This window comes from Candidatus Thalassolituus haligoni (assembly GCF_041222825.1).
Taxonomy (GTDB): Bacteria; Pseudomonadota; Gammaproteobacteria; order Pseudomonadales; family Oceanobacteraceae; genus Oceanobacter; species Oceanobacter antarcticus.
This window is the reverse complement of record NZ_CP139482.1, coordinates 3,423,425-3,438,217: the sequence shown is the minus strand read 5'-3', so window position 1 is coordinate 3,438,217 and position 14,793 is coordinate 3,423,425. Positions and strand designations below refer to the sequence as shown.

At 52.1% G+C, this 14,793-nt stretch carries 17 protein-coding genes; 9 read left to right on the top strand and 8 right to left on the bottom strand.

The annotated features are described in order from the left end of the window. Nucleotides 1-145: 145 nt before the first annotated feature. The gene (gene menA, locus SOJ49_RS15430) at nt 146-1,015 is read right to left on the bottom strand and encodes a 1,4-dihydroxy-2-naphthoate octaprenyltransferase (RefSeq protein WP_369855383.1); all 870 of its coding nucleotides are present in this window, start codon (nt 1,013-1,015) and stop codon (nt 146-148) included. 228 nt (nt 1,016-1,243) lie between these two features. Here menA and SOJ49_RS15425 point away from each other — a divergent pair, with 228 nt between their 5' ends. After that, a complete protein-coding gene (locus SOJ49_RS15425) occupies nt 1,244-2,137 on the top strand; it encodes a bile acid:sodium symporter family protein (protein ID WP_369855382.1) in 894 nt (297 codons plus the stop codon). A 39-nt stretch (nt 2,138-2,176) separates the two neighbouring features. Here the strand turns inward: SOJ49_RS15425 and SOJ49_RS15420 are convergent, their stop codons facing one another. From SOJ49_RS15420 to SOJ49_RS15405, 4 genes are all read right to left on the bottom strand, one after another. Continuing rightward, complete coding sequence (locus SOJ49_RS15420; RefSeq protein WP_369855381.1) at nt 2,177-3,463, bottom strand: HlyC/CorC family transporter; 1,287 nt, start codon at nt 3,461-3,463, stop codon at nt 2,177-2,179. Between the two features lie 200 nt (nt 3,464-3,663). Continuing rightward, nucleotides 3,664-4,059 carry a DUF4870 family protein gene (locus tag SOJ49_RS15415; protein ID WP_369855380.1) on the bottom strand — a complete coding sequence of 132 codons (396 nt, stop codon included), beginning with the start codon at nt 4,057-4,059 and terminating at the stop codon, nt 3,664-3,666. Nucleotides 4,060-4,108: 49 nt separating this feature from the next. Beyond that, nucleotides 4,109-4,705 carry a glutathione S-transferase family protein gene (locus SOJ49_RS15410; protein WP_369855379.1) on the bottom strand — a complete coding sequence of 199 codons (597 nt, stop codon included), beginning with the start codon at nt 4,703-4,705 and terminating at the stop codon, nt 4,109-4,111. A gap of 48 nt (nt 4,706-4,753) precedes the next feature. Next, entirely contained in the window at nt 4,754-5,215 is a 462-nt protein-coding gene (locus tag SOJ49_RS15405) for an EVE domain-containing protein (protein WP_369855378.1), read from the bottom strand. Between the two features lie 335 nt (nt 5,216-5,550). Between SOJ49_RS15405 and SOJ49_RS15400 the strand changes: the two genes are divergently transcribed. The 4 genes from SOJ49_RS15400 to SOJ49_RS15385 all read left to right on the top strand — a co-directional run bounded on the left by SOJ49_RS15400 (nt 5,551) and on the right by SOJ49_RS15385 (nt 10,753). Next, nucleotides 5,551-5,739: a DUF2892 domain-containing protein gene (locus SOJ49_RS15400; RefSeq protein WP_369855377.1), complete on the top strand. Its 189-nt coding sequence runs from the start codon at nt 5,551-5,553 to the stop codon at nt 5,737-5,739. A gap of 277 nt (nt 5,740-6,016) precedes the next feature. Next, nucleotides 6,017-8,995, top strand: coding sequence for a transporter substrate-binding domain-containing protein (locus SOJ49_RS15395; RefSeq protein ID WP_369855376.1), 2,979 nt, complete (start codon nt 6,017-6,019; stop codon nt 8,993-8,995). Nucleotides 8,996-9,350: 355 nt separating this feature from the next. Continuing rightward, on the top strand, nt 9,351-10,403 hold the full coding sequence (locus tag SOJ49_RS15390) for an AAA family ATPase (protein WP_369855375.1): 1,053 nt from the start codon (nt 9,351-9,353) through the stop codon (nt 10,401-10,403). Next, nucleotides 10,400-10,753 (top strand): hypothetical protein, encoded by a 354-nt coding sequence (locus tag SOJ49_RS15385; RefSeq protein WP_369855374.1) that lies wholly within the window; start codon nt 10,400-10,402, stop codon nt 10,751-10,753. The genes SOJ49_RS15390 and SOJ49_RS15385 overlap by 4 nt, the downstream gene beginning before the upstream one ends. Before the next feature lie 32 nt (nt 10,754-10,785). Here the strand turns inward: SOJ49_RS15385 and SOJ49_RS15380 are convergent, their stop codons facing one another. Continuing rightward, on the bottom strand, nt 10,786-11,013 hold the full coding sequence (locus SOJ49_RS15380) for a hypothetical protein (RefSeq protein ID WP_369855373.1): 228 nt from the start codon (nt 11,011-11,013) through the stop codon (nt 10,786-10,788). 116 nt (nt 11,014-11,129) lie between these two features. Beyond that, the gene (locus SOJ49_RS15375) at nt 11,130-11,336 is read right to left on the bottom strand and encodes a Type I secretion system protein TolC (RefSeq protein WP_369855372.1); all 207 of its coding nucleotides are present in this window, start codon (nt 11,334-11,336) and stop codon (nt 11,130-11,132) included. A gap of 324 nt (nt 11,337-11,660) precedes the next feature. Between SOJ49_RS15375 and SOJ49_RS15370 the strand changes: the two genes are divergently transcribed. From SOJ49_RS15370 to cas12c, 4 genes are all read left to right on the top strand, one after another. Next, nucleotides 11,661-11,951 carry a nucleotidyltransferase family protein gene (locus SOJ49_RS15370; protein ID WP_369855371.1) on the top strand — a complete coding sequence of 97 codons (291 nt, stop codon included), beginning with the start codon at nt 11,661-11,663 and terminating at the stop codon, nt 11,949-11,951. After that, nucleotides 11,948-12,301 carry a DUF86 domain-containing protein gene (locus SOJ49_RS15365; RefSeq protein WP_369855370.1) on the top strand — a complete coding sequence of 118 codons (354 nt, stop codon included), beginning with the start codon at nt 11,948-11,950 and terminating at the stop codon, nt 12,299-12,301. Before SOJ49_RS15370 ends, SOJ49_RS15365 begins: the two co-directional genes overlap by 4 nt. Nucleotides 12,302-12,594: 293 nt before the next feature. After that, nucleotides 12,595-12,885 (top strand): transposase, encoded by a 291-nt coding sequence (locus tag SOJ49_RS15360; RefSeq protein ID WP_369855369.1) that lies wholly within the window; start codon nt 12,595-12,597, stop codon nt 12,883-12,885. 44 nt (nt 12,886-12,929) lie between these two features. Then, nucleotides 12,930-13,748, top strand: coding sequence for a type V CRISPR-associated protein Cas12c (cas12c, locus tag SOJ49_RS15355; RefSeq protein WP_369858080.1), 819 nt, complete (start codon nt 12,930-12,932; stop codon nt 13,746-13,748). A gap of 107 nt (nt 13,749-13,855) precedes the next feature. On the opposite strand, the gene hpaD is transcribed toward cas12c, so the two are convergent. Further along, nucleotides 13,856-14,782 carry a 3,4-dihydroxyphenylacetate 2,3-dioxygenase gene (hpaD, locus tag SOJ49_RS15350; protein WP_369855368.1) on the bottom strand — a complete coding sequence of 309 codons (927 nt, stop codon included), beginning with the start codon at nt 14,780-14,782 and terminating at the stop codon, nt 13,856-13,858. Nucleotides 14,783-14,793: the final 11 nt, after the last annotated feature.

Below are 14,793 nucleotides of genomic sequence, written 5' to 3'. Positions count from 1 at the left end.
ACCGGTGGAAAAACGGGTGAAAATCAAAGGGCGACATTGTAGCGGGTACGGGGAGGAGGTTCACCCTCGGTGGTGATGGTAAACGCGTCAGCGTTGCGGTTCCTCCGATCGATAAGCAGCAGTATTTCTTCACGACAGCAGCAAGTCACGACAGCAGTACCAGTAAGGCGGAGCTGGTGCCACAGTAGATCAGTCCGGCTTTGGCGGTCTGGGCTAGCAGGGTATTCAGTTCGCCTCCGCTGAGGCTATAAATACCGCGAATCAGGTTCAATACCGGTTTCAGGCACAGCAGCACGGGAATCAGCATGAGCCATGGCTGCGGCCAGGCCGCCAGCAGATGGATCAGCAAGGCAGCTGCAGTAACGCCGAGAAACAGCTGTCGCGTGCCTGCTTCGCCCAGACGTGCCGGTAAGGTGAGCTTGCCGCTGGCACGATCGGTAGGAATGTCGCGCAGGTTGTTCACCAGTAAAATAGCCACACTGAATAATCCGGCGCTGGTGCCATATAGCAGGGCGGTGAGTGTCAGCTCGCCAGTTTGCAGCCAGTAGCTGCCCATCACGGCAACCCAGCCAAAGAATATCAGTACCGTGACTTCTCCAAGGCCCACCGAGGCTAATGGCAGTGGACCAGCGCTATAGGCAAATACGGCCAGCAGGCAGGTGATGCCGACCAGCAGCAGGTTCCAATGGGTCAGTGCGGCCAGTGTCAGGCCACACAACATGGCCATCAGAGTGAATAGTGCCAGTGCGATCGCCATGGCTTTGGGCGTTATAAAACCGGATTGCACCATCCTGGCGGGGCCTAATCGTGCTTCCGTATCGACACCGTTGAGGCCATCAAACAGGTCGTTGGCGAGGTTCACCGCAATCTGTAAGGCAATGGCACAGAGTATTGCCAGGCCGAATACCAGGCCATTAATGGTGGTCTCGGTGGACGCAAGCGCAGTGCCCAGCAGAATCGGGCCAATTGAGGCTGGAATGGTTTTCGGGCGAATGGCTAGCCACCAGTACGACACGCAGGATTCCTCTGGAAGTGGGATGGTTATTGGGTTGGTCGTTGCTGTGCGATATGTTAACACCTGGTTTGACACGCCAAAGCCTGATGTTTGAGTGGTTGTAAATCAGCAGACCGCATTCATGAGCAGCTTATAACAAAACCTTGCGTTAAATAGGTTCTTGATTTGCACAATGGACGTTAGAGTAAGGTTTGTATTAACCCCGTACCCAATAGCAAGGAGCGCTAAATGCAGCAAATGGTTTCACAAGTGGTTTTACCCGTTGTCCTGGCACTGATTATGTTTGCCATGGGGCTGGGCTTGACCCGCCAGCACTTTATCGCGGTATTACGCCAGCCCATGGTGGCGTTGCTGGGTCTGGCATTGCAGATGGTGTTACTGCCACTGATCGCCCTGACTATTATTTTGATATTTAACTTACCGCTGATTGCCGGTGCAGGACTGTATCTGGTGGCCTTGTGTCCGGGTGGTGCCACTTCGAATCTGTTTACTTTACTGGCACGCGGTAATGTGGCGCTGAGTATTTGCCTGACGGCGATGACCAGTATGCTGGTGCCGTTTACCTTGCCCTGGTTATTTTCTGTCTATATGCAGGCGGAAGGGGCGGAGATGAGTCAGTTCGGCTTGCCACTAGGCTTGATGACCAAACAGCTGATCGTGGTGACCCTGGTGCCGGTATTACTCGGGATGGCGATTCGTCATTTTTTTGCAGCTCTGGCTGTTCGGGTCGAGAAACATATCAAGACCGTGGCGACGTTAGCCATGCTGGCTGTGATCGGATTACTATTGGCCAGCAACTGGGCATTGCTGGAAACGATGTTCTCGATCAGTGGCGCTGCCGTTATGACGCTGAGTTTGTCGTCGTTATTGCTGGCATGGAGCGTTGCCCGGCAGTTACAGCTGAGTCAGGCAGACAGTCGCACTATTGCCTTGGAAGTGGGTGTTCAAAATGCCGGTACGGCGATGATGGTAGCGCTGTCGTTATTGCATCAGCCGGAATTGGCCATGGTGCCGTTGATGTACGGCTTATTGATGAACATTCCGGCGTTTGGTTTTATCGGCTGGATTACCCGGCGGGATGACTCTGTGCAGCAAGAGCAGGGGCAACAGCAAGCGGGTTGAAATCCGGCTTGCTGTTGTGGCGGCCGGGCTAGCGCGGACTTAGGCGTTCGTTTTGCGTGGCTTGTCCAGCGTCACCCTGACGGCTTTGATCATATTATCCTTGAGCTGCAAGATCTCGAAGCGGTAACGCCCGATGCGCAAACAGACGGGCGATTCGGGAATATGTTCCAGAATCTCCACAATCATACCATTGATGGTTTTTGGGCCAGCAATGGGTAAATCCCAATGCATGGTCTTGTTCACATCGCGAATAAAAGCGGTGCCATCAACAATAAAACTGCCATCTTCCTGCGGATGTACATCCGGTGAACTGGCCGACAGCACATCGGTGGTGAATTCGCCGACGATCTCTTCGAGAATATCTTCCAGCGTACAAATCCCTTGGACATCACCGTATTCATCAACCACCAGTGCAATCCGGCGCTGGTTTTTCTGGAAGTTGAACAGCTGGGTATGGAGTGGGGTGCTCTCGGGAATAAAATATGGCTCGCGTGAGGCGGCTTCAATATCCTCGCGGGTAAACTCGCCCTGACTCATCACTCGTGCCAGTGAGCGGGCATGAAGAATGCCAATGATGTTATTGATGTCGCCACGATAAATCGGCACACGGGTGTGTTGTGTGGTACGCAGCAGCTCGACCAATACATCCATGTCGTCGTCCAGATCGACCCCATAGATCTCATTCCGTGGCACCATGATGTCGTTTACCGTCATCTTTTCCAGATCGAGGATACTCAGCAGCATGTGCTGGTGGCGCTTCGGAATCATCGATCCAGCTTCGCGTACCACCGTGCGCAGCTCTTCTGTGCTCAGATGATCCGAATTGGTGTTGCTGGTGTCGATGGGAATCAGCTTCAGCAGACCATTGGCAATGGTATTTACAAACCACACAAACGGATGCAAAAACCACTGCAGTCCCAGCAGGATAGGGGAGGCCGGGAACGCGATCTGCTCCGGGGCTATAGCTGCCAGGGTTTTGGGAGTCAGCTCAGCAAAAATCAGCACGATCAGGGTGAACAGAATGGTGTTGACGAAAACGGCGAGATCCGGATTGTCAGGCCACAGCCGTTGACTAATGATGGTCGCCAGCGCCGCAGCGGCAAAGTTGACCAGATTATTACCGGTAAGGATCGTGCCGATCAGGCGGTCGGGTTTTTCGAGCAGTTTGGAAGCCAGTTTGGCGCCCTGGTGGTTATTTTTAACCAGATGCCGCAAACGATAGCGGTTAAGCGACATCATGCCGGTTTCGGAACTGGAGAAGAATCCTGAAAAAATGATCAGTACCGCGAGTATGCCGAACAGCACACTTAAGGGAACCTCGTTCAAGACTGCGTCCTTTGACTATTAAGATTCCGCCATCATAGGGCGCGCATGAAAGCTGTCAACTGAAGAAGGGTGACGGTCTGATCATGCAGCCCGGCCTGGCATATTTCTTGGTGTCTGTTGCATCTGTCCGCAGTGCTTTATGTCTGCTTTATGTCGTGCTTTGTTGATAGTGCATAGTTGGATCATCAATGATTCAGATGTCAACCTTGATCAGCGTAGGCCCGGTTCGATGTTAGCTGAGACAAGCCCTTGACGATTTTGAACACCGTCCAGATAAACGTCCCCAGCAAAATCAGCCAGCCAATAAAAATAAAGGTAGTCACAATGCCAATCACCGTCATGCCCATCCCCCACCAGAACACTTTGATGATATTGACAAAGTGATCCTCAAACAGCGATCCGCGGAAATCATCAATTTTGACCATCGCCCACACCCCGCCAATGACCCAGAACAAGCCGGTAAAGTAGCCAGCACCCAACAGACAGTAAGCAATCAGTGCCTGGGTTTTGGCATTGTCGTCTTGCGGCGACAACGGTGGTCTTGGTGGTTTGGTTGCTGGCTGGTGGGGTGATGGCTGGTTTGGAAAGCCTGACATGGAAATCTCCCGGAATAGTCTGCCTTGGATGGTCGCAGATGTTCCTGGTTCACGCCATGGCAATAAATCCGGGCGTCGCTTCAACACGGTCAAGCCAGGCCTGGATAGCGGGATAGCGCTCAAGCTCAAAACCGCCTTCATGGGCAACATGGGTATAGGCATAAAGGCTGATGTCGGCATTGGTGAGCTGGTCACCGCAAAGATAGGGCGTTGCTGCCAGTTGTTGTTCCATGACCCCTAGCGCCAGGTAACCGCCAGATTGTTTTGCCTTGTATTCAGCCTGACGTGATGCGGGCATACCCTGGTATTTGGCAATAAAACGGGCAACAGCAATGTAGGGTTCGTGGCTGTATTGCTCAAAACACTGCCACTGCTGCATTTTTGCCAGTGTGAACGTGTCTTTGGGGAGCAAGTCGGAATCCGCCGCCAGATAGTTGATGATGGCGTTGGATTCGCTCAGTGTGCGGCCATCGTCCAGCTCCAGTGTCGGAATCTTGCCATTGGGGTTTTTGCGTAAAAACGCCGCGCTGCGGGTTTCGCCAGCCAGAATATCCACCGTAATCCACTGATGTGGGATATTCAGCATGGCGCACACCAGCTGGATTTTGTAACAGTTGCCGGACTGGCTATCGCCGTAGATTTTCATACGCTCTCCTTGCATGGGTGTGTGGCGGGCAGGTGTCCCGCTGGTTAATCAGCTGGCTCGCTGGAGCAAAATATCAAATTCCTGTTTATTCACCGGCATGATCGACAGCCGATGGCCCTTCTTTACCAAGCCCAGTTCGGTGATCTCTGGCATGGCCTTGATGGTCTTGAGTGGCAATACGCGGGGGAATGTCTGTTTCAACTTGACGTCCACCCGATACCAGCGCGGCTTTTCCAGCGTGGCTTTGGGATCATAGTATTTTGATTGTGGATCAAACTGGCTGTGATCGACATAGCCTTCCTGCACCACCTCCGCCAGCCCGGCAATCCCTATTTCTTTACAGCTGGAGTGATAAATAAACACCAGATCGCCCGATTTCACCTCGTCACGGAGGAAATTGCGCGCCTGATAATTACGCACGCCATCCCATGGCTCGGTTTGCTCCGGGCGGGATGCCAGATCATCAATGCCAAAGGCATCCGGTTCTGTTTTAAACAGCCAGTAGTTCATAAGGTGTCGTGGGTGGCCATCATCAAGAAGGAAGGCTGATTCTGACGTCTGGATTGGCCGCTGTCGAGAGGCTGAGGAAGGGTAAATCTCAACGCAGTAGTGCCAGTTGAAGGCAATGTGAAAGAGGGTGCTGGTCTGTCTATTTATCTATGGCCTATGGCGTCTATGCGGCTTGGTTGATGGATGACCACAACGGGCTGTAACGACTACTTAGATATATAGCCATAAGATGATATATATCATCCTGGCGGAGTTGCTCCGGCCAGGCGGGAAGCCTACTGTGGCAACAGACGAATAGGCAGTTGCTTGAATAACCACCGCAGGAGGTCGTGAACATGCAATGTAATGTCGGTAAGAGTGATCGGATTTTTCGTATCGTCGCAGGCTTGGCAATGATACTGGCGGGTGTGTTTTTTCACTCCTGGTGGGGCGCTGTTGGTTTGGTGCCATTGGTAACGGCAGCAATGGGCTGGTGCCCGCTGTACGTCGTACTGGGTATAAAAACCTGCAAAGCGCCGGATTGACCGCAAGGGCATCGAACGGCTTTAAACGTTAAGGCGGGCAGGAAATTTTTGTCGAGCATCTGGAGTGCCGGGGAATAAGTCAGGAGTTGCCGCCTGCTATTCCCACTTTGTCATTTTTTAAACTATCGCTAGTACTATAGAATGAGTCAGTTAGACCGGCCAGAGTGTTTCCAGCATTTTGGGCATTCATCGGCATCGAAGGCATTCTGTGATCATTACTCGTTTTCCCCCGCAATACCCTGCTCAGTGGCTGTATTCACTTTTCGCGATGACGCTCTTGTTTGCGCTCATGCTGAATCCGCTACAGGCGGCGGAAGCTGATGGTCTGGCAACCGGGTTAGAAGCCGGGCCAGCGGCGAATCTTAATCTCACCGAAGAAGAGCGCACCTGGTTGCTGAACCATCACACTATACGGGTGCACAACGAGACCAACTGGGGACCGTTCAACTACTACGAATTCGGGCGTCCGAAAGGTTATTCCATCGAGTTTATGGGTCTGCTGGCGGAAAAGCTGGGCATCCAGGTTGAGTACATCACCGGGCCGAGCTGGGGCGAGTTTATGGCGATGCTGGGCAACCAAGAGCTGGATGTGATGCTCAACATCATCAAGACCGAAAACCGCAGCAAACACATTCTGTTTACCGACCCCTATGTCAACAACCCGCCTGGTATCGTGGTACGAGATGATAATAACGATATCCGCGATCTGCGCGATCTGAATGGCCGGGTGCTGGCGATTCCGAAGGGGTTCTTCTACCAGGAAATCATTGAGCGCCACTTCCCGGGCATACAGCTGTTGCTGTTGACCGACCAGTTGGAAAGCCTCAAGGCGGTGTCGTTTGGTCACGCAGACGCCACCATCGGTGGCATCGCCATTCAAAATTACCTGATGCGTAACCATTTGATCAACAACACCAAGGTGATTGGCGGTATCGACGATCCGCGTTTTGACAATAACCTGCGTATCGGTGTGCGACCCGACTGGGGAATCTTGCGTAATATTCTGCAAAAAACGCTGGAATCTGTGACCGAACAGGAACGCAACAGCCTCGGCCGCCGCTGGCTCAGCAGTGGCCTGCAGAGCACTCAGGTGTTGCAGCTGGATAAAGACGAAAAGGACTTTTTGACGACTCATCCGGTTTTGCGGGTTCACAACGAAATGGCCTGGCCACCGTTCAACTTTAATGAACAGGGCAAGCCCAAAGGTTTTTCTATTGATGTGATGAACCTGATTGCCAAAAAAACCGGTTTTCGTATTGAGTACATCAGTGGCCCTGGCTGGAGCGATTTTCTCCACATGATGCACGAGCGCCAGCTGGATATGATGCTCAATATCGTTAACACCCCGGAGCGACGTGAATATATTCGTTTTACCCGTCCTTATGCGGTGAACCCGAATATTATTGCTAGTAAAAAAAGTGCCAAATACGAGAGCATCGAAAGTCTGAAAGGCAAAACCGTAGCAATACCCAAAGGCTTCTTTTATGAAGAAGTACTCAGCAAGGAACACCCTGAGATCAAACTGCACCTGGTGAAAAATGCAGTTGAAAGTCTCAAGGCCGTCTCGATCGGCAAGGCCGATGCCGCACTGGGCGAAGCCGCCGTCTTTAACCATCTGATTGCCCGCAATATGCTCAACGACCTCACCATCTCTGGCGAAGTGGACGTCGGTCAGCCAGATCTGGCCAACCTGCGTATTGGCGTACGTTCCGACTGGCCGATTCTGCAAGGCATCATGGATCGTGCGGTCGACTCGCTCACCCGTGATGAACTGGCAACTATCTCCCAGCACTGGATGGGTAACGAAAACTACATCGCCCGTCCTGGCAGTGGCCTGGCGCTGACCAATGCTGAAAAAGCCTATCTGGAAAAACAGCCCAACATCACCTTCTGTGCCAACCCCGACTGGATGCCGCTGGAAAAAATCGGTGAAGGGGGCAAACACGAAGGTATGGTGGCTGATTACCTCGGCCTGATGGCAGATCGGATTGGTATCAGCCTGACACTGGTACAGACCGACAGCACCGCCCAGTCGCTGGAATACGCCAAGAGCCGCCGCTGTGACATCATGTCGGCCGCGTTTGAAACCCCTGAGGCGGCACGCCAACTTAACTTCACCAAACCTTACCTGAGACTGCCGTTGGTGATTGCCATCCAGGAAGACTCGTTATTTGTGGATGGCCTGAAATCCCTCGACCAGCAAACCATCGCGGTGCCCAGTGGCTATGGCTTGCTGAAAAAATTGCAACGGGATTATCCGCGTTTGCAGGTGATTGAAGTGCCCAGTATTACCGATGGTCTCCGGCAAGTTGAGGAAGGCCGGATCTTCGGCATGATTGGTGCCATTGCACCGATTGGCCACGCTATTCGCAAAGACCGCTTTATCGACCTCAAAATTGGCGGGCGACTGGATGAAGACTGGAAACTGGCCATTGCCGTGCGCAACGATACGCCGGAGTTGCTCTCCATGTTCAACAAGGCGACCGATTACATTACCGAAGAAGAACGATCCAAAGTTTTCCAGCGTTGGGTCGCCGTGAAGTTTGAACAACAAGTGGATTACCACCTGGTCTGGAAACTGGTGGCTGCGGTGCTGGCGATTATGCTGGCCATCGTCTTGTGGAACTGGAAACTGGCGCGCTTGAACCATCGTCTTAAAACCGAGATGGGACTACGCCATAAAGTCGAACAGCAGTTGCAAAACGCCAATAACGAGCTCAGCCGTAAAAACAATGAACTGTCGGTACTGTCGACTACCGACAAGCTGACAGGCCTGGCGAACCGCCGTTATATCGAAAGCCAGCTGGACACCGTACTGGAAAGCCAGCAAAGCGAACGAAATCCTTTCTCGGTGATGCTGCTGGACATCGACCACTTCAAACAGATTAACGACCAGTACGGCCACCTGTTGGGAGACGAAGTGCTGAAAAGCATCGCCCGTATTCTGGAAAACAACACCCGTGACACCGACAGAATTGGCCGCTGGGGCGGGGAAGAATTCATGATTATTCTGCCCAATACCTCCGCTGCTCTCGCTTACCGCCTGGCAGAAAAATTACGCACCGCCATTGCTGCAGAACAGTTTGAAGACGTCGACCACGTCACCGCCAGCATCGGGCTGGTCGACAGCAGCATTCCTGGCGAAACCGCACGACAACTGGTACTCAAGGCCGACAACGCGCTTTATTGTGCCAAAAAAGCTGGTCGTAACCGGGTGGTTGCCGACAGCGAACAGCCAGCGCTTGATCTGTACTAATCAACGGACTGAGGAATCACGACCTCTGTGTCAGACATGACGCGGAGGTTTATCAGCAAGGTGCACAACCAAGGTGCACAACCAAAAGTGATCCCAAACACAGGATGGCTCAATATAATCGCTTGGTGACAAACCAGATTGCACCTCTACCGTCGTCTATCTACGCGTGCGTATACCGAAATCAGGCAAAGTGATTCGCCTGCTGACCTATCGCCTGTACACTTTATCCGAACGTAAAAACAGGCCGATAAAGCCACCCAGCAACAAGCAAAACAACACTTGGCCGATCACTTTGGTATCACGCGAAACCGGCGGCACTGGTGAGCAAACTGGAATGGATCGATAAGGTAACCCTATGCTGAAGCAGGCAACACTGCGCAACCTGACGGTATTCAAACAAGCAGACCTGGCGTTTTCTCCAGGTTTGAACGTTGTCGTAGGGGAAAACGGCAGCGGTAAATCTCATTTGCTCAAGGCGATATATGCCCTGATTGCCACCAGTGCCCAAGAGGGCTTGAAGCCCCAATCCGAAGCGCCCACCAAAACTCTGTTGCAGAAAGCTTACGCTGACAAGTTGATGAATGTACTCAGACCTGAATATTTGGGACGACTGGCGCGGAGGAAACAGGGCAGAGAACGCTGTGAACTTTCGTTACAGTTTGTGGAATCGAACCTTGATATCCATATCAGCTTTGCGACAAACAGCAAATCGGATGTACAGGTAGATCAACTACCCATTAATTGGCAAGACAAGGCACCGGTATTTATCCCTACGCGTGAAGTACTCAGCACCTACCACTGGCTCAGCAGCCTGTACCGGACATCACATGTTGATATTGAAGAAAACCTGATCGACCTGTGTGATCTGTTGGGAGCCCTGTCCGTCAAAGGTCCAGGGGAAAAGAAAGTTGCCGAGTTGGTTTCGCCTCTCGAACAGGCAATGGGTGGCAAGGTGATTCTGGAGCCGAATGGCCGCTTTTATTTAAGCATTCCTGGTAGTGGCAAAATGGAAATGCCATTAGTAGCGGAAGGCTTGCGCAAACTGGCAATGGTGGCCCGGCTAATCAGCACCGGCTCCCTGCTCGACAAGGGTTACCTGTTATGGGATGAACCGGAAGCAAACCTGAACCCGAAACTGATCAAGGTAGTGGCTGCCTTGTTGCTGAATCTGAGTCTGCATGGAATTCAGGTGATTGTCGCCACGCACTCCTTGTTCCTGTTACGCGAACTGGAAATTCTTTCCGGGCACCGGGACTATGCAAAATTACAGAATCGCTATTTTGCTCTTTGCCAAACTGACGGCGGTATGGAAGTGGAACAAGGTAATCATCTTGACGATTTACAGACTCTGGTTTTACTTGATGAAGAATTAACCCAGTCAGATCGCTTTATGGAGTCGCAAGGATGAAATGTTTTACCGAAGGAAAGCTGACTTTCAAATTCGAAAGTGATGACTCCAGCCAATACGACAACTGGTCGTTTTATCGAAACCAGTTTAATAGTGCCTTTGGTGGAACCAAGGCGATTGATTTTATTTCGATCGACAGCAATCACACCTGGCTGATCGAAGTAAAAGACTACCGCTATGATCGACGAACCAAACCCAGTGATCTGGCAGATGAAGTAGCGATAAAAGTACGTGATACTCTGGCCGGTTTGGTTGCCGCTCAAAGCAATGCAAACAACAAAAATGAAAAACGGCTCGCATCCCTATCACTGATTTTCTGGCGGCATAGCAATCCTTTTGACCCACTCTGAGATGAATTTAGGCGAAAACGCCTACTGGACAACTAGGGTGACAGAGCGGGCACCTGCAATAACGCAAACATTCGGGGATTACTGGCCGCTTTTTCGCGGAACCAGGCACCAAACTGATCGGTATATTGTCGTTGCCAGTCGTCCAGTTTGGCACCCTGGCTGCCAATATAACTGCCCAGTTTACTGACTGCCTTGGTCAGGGGTTTAACCGGATTCCAGAGATAACCACTCGGGTCAACCAGACTGACCGGGTTGTTCATTACATAGCTGTAACGATTAAACGACTGGCTGTTGGCCGGGGCCTGGACAAAGGGGTCGGCATTCAGCGCAGGATGTATTAGCCAAGGCCGACAGGCCGGGGTAATACATCACTTGATTAATGTAATACGTTATTACATCTACGCTCTGCAAAGATCTCTGGCAGCGCCAGAATACGCTCCTCCTGCCAGCAACGCCGGGGCTCGTAGCCGTTGCTCGACGCCTGATCGGTGCCGCACAACAACGCCCGACGCACACAGAGGGAAACGCAGTGATACCAGGGCGTTGCATCCAGTGACACACGTTGCTTGCGAGGCTTCGGCATGATCGGTTCCTTCCGGGGATTCCGATCAGTATGGCTCTGTCGGGATGAAATAAAATCAGGCGAAATGCTGATTTGGGTGATCCGGGTTGTCGTGCAAAAGTCTGCCGATAGCAGCTTACGGGCAAAGTGATTCCGGCGATTGAGAAAGCGGGCAGGGGTTGAAGACCGGGGGCGATTTTTGGGGTATCCGTTCGGATACTCCAGTAAGTTCAATGGATGTGGGCAGGTTCGGTTCCTGTTGTGGAATCGAATCGGGTCTATGCTGGCCAGCACCCTCCGTTGGCATCATAATCCACAGCAGATTTGCTATGAAGAGAAGAAGATATGAAACCCTCTGAAGCATTGGAATTGAATCGGGCCGTGATTCGGCGGGTAGTGGAGGCTTATCACGCGAGCAATGCGCGAGTGTTCGGCTCTGTGCTGAGCGGTCAGGACACCGATAACAGCGACCTCGATATTCTCATTGATCCGACACCCGACACAACGCTGATGGATGTAGCTGCCATCCAGCTGGAGTTGCAAAACCTGTTGGGGGTATCGGTGGATGTGCTGACGCCACGATCCCTGCCGGATGCGTTTCGGAGTCAGGTTCTCTCTGAGGCCATGCCGGTATGAATAAGGAACTGAGGGTGCCTGATTACCTTGGGCACATTCTCAAGGCCATTGAACGTATCGACCGTTACACTGCCGATATGGATGAAGTGGCCTTTCTGAATAATGAACTGGTGCAGGATGCGGTTATTCGCAATATTGAAGTTATCGGCGAAGCATCCAATAACATTTTACGTGTATCTTCTGAGTTTGCAGAGGTACACGCCGATATCCCCTGGCAGGTGATGTACACCATGCGCAATCGGGTCTCTCACGGATACCATAAGGTGGACCTTGAGATTGTCTGGAATACGCTTCAGCGTGACCTGCCAGAATTGCATCAGCAGATACTGCAAGTATTACCATCGGTTTGACGATGGAGGGTGCCGACATTGATGTCTGAGCGTGCGGGACGCAAGCCCCGCCCACCAGCCCTGCCGAGCTTTTATCACCATCAGCAGTTTGTTGAATGATGCTGGCATGATGGCTTCAGTTTGTAGTACGTTGCCGTACTACGTCATATATATCAATCATACATATCAAGAAGTGGGGAGCGTCTATATATGTCCTGGATATGTCCTGGTTACCCTATTGGCGTGACTGTTCTGGTTGAATATTCCGGACACCTCAAGAAGAGATAAACTCTTCGCCAACAGAGGTGCCAACCATGAGCCAGAAACGCAGTTACAAGCAGTACCCGCAAGAATTTAAGGAAGAAGCCGTTGCTCTCGTGACCGAACAAGGTTACTCCGTTCCAGAGGCCGCCAAGTCTCTGGGGATAGCCACCAATTTGCTCTACCGGTGGAAGGAAAAACAGGCGCAATCAGCCAGTGAATCGAAGCCTGCGGAAACTGAATTGGAAGAGCAGAAACGGCTTCGTCAGGAAGTCAAAATCTTGCGTATGGAGAAAGAGATTTTAAAAAAGGCTTCTGCTTTCTTCGCGAAAGAAATGAAGTGAAATACCACTTCATTGATAAACACTGACAGAGCTATCCGGTACGACTGCTCTCTCGTGTTAAGCAGCATCGTAAACTGGTTCAGCCCCGGCAAAAATTTACCCAGCGTTTTGATGCATCGCTGATGCAATTACGTGAAAACGTAGTGGGTGATACCGCACATGTTATTAATTCTTTGATGCACCGGTTTCATGGTGTTCCGATTCTGGAGAGTTCAGTGCGAAACCTGGCCAGTGGCGCCAAGCAGTTGCAGTTGGTGTATGACAAGGTGCTGAATTTGTACACCTACTCGGGTACGGATGCTCATAAGACGGCTCGTAAACACTTTTGGTGTGGTGCCGAGCAATGGGTGGATCCAGGAGTGACCGAAACAGTGCGGGAGGGGGATAAAAAAATGCGCTCCGGTGAACCCAAATACAAAATACGGGATTTGCTGTTGTATCCTGGCAGTCAGGTGTGTTCCGAGTGCGGTTATAATCCATATCAGTTACTGGAAGTGGCTTATAAAGAACACAGAACGCTGAGGACGGATGGCGAGGGTATTCTTGATTTGGGTGCGCACCAACTTCAACTAATGACTCGTAAGCAAGCTAACCCGAAACACTATCGTCGCCAGAATATTCGTGCTCCGTTTGACCAGCCTTTGGCTAACAAAAAGCTGAATCGTGATGAGGCATTTAAACAGGTGAAATTCCAGTTACGCCGTGCGCCGGATTCGTTGAGGTCTCGGGATACGACGCAAAGCCGTTATCACTGTGTGATGGTGGGATGTGGTCATGTGATGCACGCGGATGCCAATGCGGCGATCAATATTGTGCGAAAATGGATTCATGACCGGGCGATAACCCCGAAAGCAGGAAGCTGATTGTCAGGATACTGGGCAGCCCTTGCAGGGCTGTTCTGGCTCCAAGATCCCAGACTCCCACCCGACGCCGGTGTTTCCCGACGTCAGGTGCGCTATTACCGGCTCAATTACAAGCGGCTTTCGCCGTATACCAGTTCTTCCATCTTCGAAGCCTGTGGCCCAGGTACTGCTTCACCTGTTTGTGGAGTAACCGGGAAGATGGCATTGATCTGGCCTGTGCCGGAGCTGCCGAAGTAGGGAGTGATGACTTCGACCTTGCCGTCGTAGTCCGACCAGCCCAGCGCGCCGAGCAGCATGGCAGTGTCGTGCATAAAGCCTTCACCATGACCTTTGGCAGCGTATTCTGGCAGCATGTCGCAGAAGGTTTTCCAGTCGCCGTTTTGCCACATTTTTACCACATCGTGGTCGATGGTTTCCAGCAGCGGGCTCCATGTTTTATTGGAGAAATCCGGTGCCTGGCCGTTCTGGGCGAAGCGGTGCGACAGCGAGCCGGAGGCCAGAATGGCGACGGTGCCGTCGTAATATTTTTCAATCGCTTCCCGCAATGCCCAGCCGAGACGGGCACTGTCGTTGAGGTAGTGAACCTGGCACAGAGCTGAAATACAGATGACCTTGTAGTGGTTGTCTTTGTTCATATAGCGCATCGGTACCAGGGTGCCGTATTCCGGTGCCAGGGTGGTGTTGTCGTGCGCCAGTGCGTCTATGCCGTGCTCGTTGCAGACCTTGGCCAGCAGGTTGCCCAGCTCCGGGTTGCCGTACAGATCGTATTCCATGTTGCTGATAAAGTGCGGCAGTTCGTTGCTGGTATAGGTGCCTGACCAGTGCGGTGCGCAGTTAATGTGGTAACCGGCGTTGACCAGCCAGTGGGTGTCGAATACGACGATGGTATCGACCCCCAGCTCACGGCAGCGGCGGTCGATTTCGATATGGCCGTCGATGGCGGCCTGGCGACAACCTTTACGCGGGCCATCCAGTTCCGACAGGTACATGGAGGGGACGTGGGTGATTTTTGCTGCGAGTGCGAGTGTGCCCATTGTTGTTATCC